Annotated in this window: 4 protein-coding genes; 3 read left to right on the plus strand and 1 reads right to left on the minus strand. The window is 51.9% G+C overall.

Translation table 11 applies throughout. The features are described from left to right. Positions 1 to 90 precede the first annotated feature (90 nt). Positions 91 to 408, plus strand: a complete 318-nt coding sequence (locus ACTTJF_RS09930) for a hypothetical protein (protein ID WP_442551826.1) — start codon at positions 91 to 93, stop codon at positions 406 to 408. A gap of 20 nt (positions 409 to 428) precedes the next feature. On the opposite strand, the gene nhaA is transcribed toward ACTTJF_RS09930, so the two are convergent. Then, positions 429 to 1,607 (minus strand): Na+/H+ antiporter NhaA, encoded by a 1,179-nt coding sequence (nhaA, locus tag ACTTJF_RS09935; protein WP_442551827.1) that lies wholly within the window; start codon positions 1,605 to 1,607, stop codon positions 429 to 431. 191 nt (positions 1,608 to 1,798) lie between these two features. On the opposite strand from nhaA, the gene ACTTJF_RS09940 reads away from it, so the two are divergent. Both ACTTJF_RS09940 and ACTTJF_RS09945 read left to right on the plus strand, forming a co-directional pair. Continuing rightward, positions 1,799 to 3,058, plus strand: a complete 1,260-nt coding sequence (locus tag ACTTJF_RS09940) for a glutamate-5-semialdehyde dehydrogenase (protein ID WP_442551828.1) — start codon at positions 1,799 to 1,801, stop codon at positions 3,056 to 3,058. A gap of 12 nt (positions 3,059 to 3,070) precedes the next feature. Then, positions 3,071 to 3,275: hypothetical protein (locus ACTTJF_RS09945; protein ID WP_442551829.1), on the plus strand; the 205-nt coding region annotated here is incomplete at its 3' end.

Genomic DNA, 3,275 nt, shown 5'->3' on the forward strand with positions numbered 1-3,275 from the left:
CGTGCGGGTTTTTGCGCCGTTTTTAGACGACTTTGCAAACAACGGCGCGAGCCTAAACGTGCTTGCTTTTTACGCCTGCGCCGCGCCGTTTTGGATCTGCTTTTTGCCGCCGTCTTTTGTCTAAACTACGGCCGCGCGGACTTTGGACGCGTAAATTTGATCGTGACGGGCGCGAAATTCCTCGTGCTTGGCGGATTTTGCTTTCTCTCGCTTAGTGGGCTGCTCTTTGCGCCCAAAGGGATGGGCGGCAGATGGGGCATTTACGTGCGATTTGACAACTACGCCCTCGCAAACGACAGCTCGCTTTACAACCTAGCCGCCGGGCTGGGTATCGGCTTTGTATTTGCGAGCTTTGCGCACGTAGCGTACGATTTGATTTATAGATTACGCAGCGGCCGGCTCGGATGATTTAGCCGGCTTGCTCGTGATTATCTTTCTGACGCGCTTTGGTTTTTGGCGCTAAATTTGAGTAAGATAAACCCGGCGGCGCCCGAAACTACCGAACCTAGCAAGATAGCGAGCTTGTCGGTGTAGGCAAAGGCGTCCGTGTCGTTGTAGGCTAAACCGTTAACGAAAAGGCTCATCGTAAATCCTACGCCGCAAAGCACGGCGATGCCGTAAAGCTGGATGAAATTTGACCCCTCTGGTAGCTTGGCTAGCTTAAATTTGATCGCTAAAAAGCTAAAAGAAAATACCCCGATCTGCTTGCCGACGAAAAGCCCCAGCGCCGTGCCTAGCGCGACCGGAGACAAAATCTCGTCCAGTCCGACGCCTCGCAGTGAGATGCCTGCGTTTACGAAGGCAAATATCGGCAGCACGCCAAACGCCACCCAGCCGTGCAGGTCGTGCTCGATGCTTCTTAGCATTGATTTGCCCGGTGCGTCTTTAAAGCTAAGCGGTATGAAAAAGGCCGCCACGACGCCCGCAAGCGTGGCGTGAACGCCAGATTTTAGCACCGCTACCCACATCACCGCGCCTACTAGCAGATAGGCCGCCTTGCTTTTTACGCCCAGTCTGTTTAGCGCAAAAAGCGCGGCTAGACAAATGCTCGCGACCGCAAGCATTTGAGCACTAAGCTCGCTCGTGTAAAACAGCGCGATAATCACGATCGCGCAGAGGTCGTCGACGATGGCTAGCGTCATGAGGAAAATTTTTAAACTAGTCGGTACGCGCGGCCCGAGTAGGCTCAAAATCCCCAGAGCAAACGCGATATCCGTCGCTGTCGGTATCGCCCAGCCGCCAAGCGCGAAGGAGTCGTGCTTCGTAAAAAGATAAAATATAACCGCGGGCACTATCAGGCCGCCTGCCGCGCCGATGGCGGGCAGCGCGATTTGCGATGGATTTTTTAGCTCGCCCTCCAGCACCTCGCGCTTTAGCTCGAGTCCGATGAGAAAGAAAAATACCGCCATCAACCCGTCGTTTACCCACAAGATCAAGGGTTTGCTTAGCCCGTATTCGCCGAAGCTCACGGCAAATTTGGTCTTTAAAAATTCGTTGTAAAAATCGCTCAAAAACGTGTTTTGACACAATAGCGCCGCGACCGTAGCGATCATCAGCAAAATCCCGCCGCTGGCTTCGTGTTTTAAAAACTCTTTTATCCCGCCCATTTTGCCTCCTTTTCGTAATTTTGGCGATTATAGCGTATTTTTACGGTCGCATAAAATTCGGGCGAATTTGGCTATAATCAGGTCAAATTTAAAGCTAAAATTTAGTAGACGCATCGCTAAAATTTGCCTTACTGCGCTTGCCTGGCTACTTTTTGCGCTTGCGTACGGTTTTTATAGATTAAGGAGCGAAAATGAATGAAATTTTAGATATATGTAAGAGTGCGAAGGCCGCTTGCGGCGAGCTTTTAAGACTTGACAGCGGGGCTAAATTTGAAATTTTAAACGCCGTAGCGGACGAGCTGCTAGCGCAAAAAGAGGCTATAAAAGCGGCAAACGCCAAAGACCTTGCAAACGGCGAGAAATCGGGCCTTAGCTTGGCGCTGCTAGACCGCCTAAGGCTAACCGATGCCCGCATCGAAGCTATGGCGCAGGGCGTGCGCGAGGTGGCGGGCTTTGCAGAGGTCATAGGCGAAAATCTAGGCGGCTGGAGCCATCCAAACGGCATGCAAATCAGCCGCGTGCGCGTGCCGCTGGGGGTGCTCGGTATCATCTACGAGAGCCGCCCAAACGTCAGCATCGATGCGGCGGCTCTGGCGCTAAAAAGCGGTAATGCGGCAATCCTGCGAGGAAGCGCCAGCGCGCTAAATTCGAACATTTTTTTAGTAAATTTATTTAACGAAGCGGGGGCAAAATTTGGCCTTCCAAAAGGTGCGGTGCAGCTTATAGAAAGCCCTGAACGCGAAGTAGTGGCGCAAATGGCAAAAATGAGCGAGTACATCGACGTTTTGATACCGCGCGGCGGCAAGAATTTAAAAGATTTTATCGCGCAAAACGCGACCGTGCCGATCATCATGACGGGCGCGGGGGTGTGTCATATCTTCGTCGATGAGAGCGCAAATTTAAAGCAGGCTGCAAAGATAATCAAAAATGCCAAAACCCAGCGCCCAAGCGTTTGTAATGCCGTAGAGTGCGTGCTTTTGCACGAGCGCATAGCGGGCGAAATTTTACCGGGGCTAGTGCGCGAAATGCCCGAAGTCGAGCTTCGCGTGAGCTCGGAGCTTTTGAATGCGTGCGAGTCGGAGCTGCAAGGCGCAAAAAACATCAAGCTCGCAGGCGAGAGCGACTTTGGCGCCGAGTTTTTGGATCTCGTTTTGGCCGTACGCGCCGTGCGGGACGTAAGCGAGGCGATTGGCTTTATAAACGCGCATTCCAGCGGGCATTCGGACACGATTTTAAGCGCTGATTACGCAAACGTCGAGCGGTTTTTAAACGAAGTCGGCAGCGCGGTCGTCTATGCCAACGCCTCTACGCGCTTTAGCGACGGTAGCGAGTTTGGATTTGGCGGCGAGATCGGCATCAGCACGCAAAAGCTGCACGCCAGAGGGCCGATGGGGGTGAGGGAGCTGACGACTTACAAATATATCATCCGCGGAGATTATCAAACGCGTTAGCGGCTTGTCTTTTTGTCATATACTTCGCCTTATCGTTTTGCGTTTAAATTTGGGGTCAAATTTAAAGCCGAATTAGTATTTTTTCGGTGCAACAAAATATCGAGATTTGCGACATCGACGGGGACTTTTTTGGCGATGAAATTTGACCCGTCGCAAGTCGGCGCACAGGCACGCAAAGGCGAAATTTATGCTAAAATCGGCGTAAATTTAAAGGAAA

Source organism: Campylobacter sp., from assembly GCF_052170435.1.
GTDB lineage: Bacteria > Campylobacterota > Campylobacteria > Campylobacterales > Campylobacteraceae > Campylobacter_A.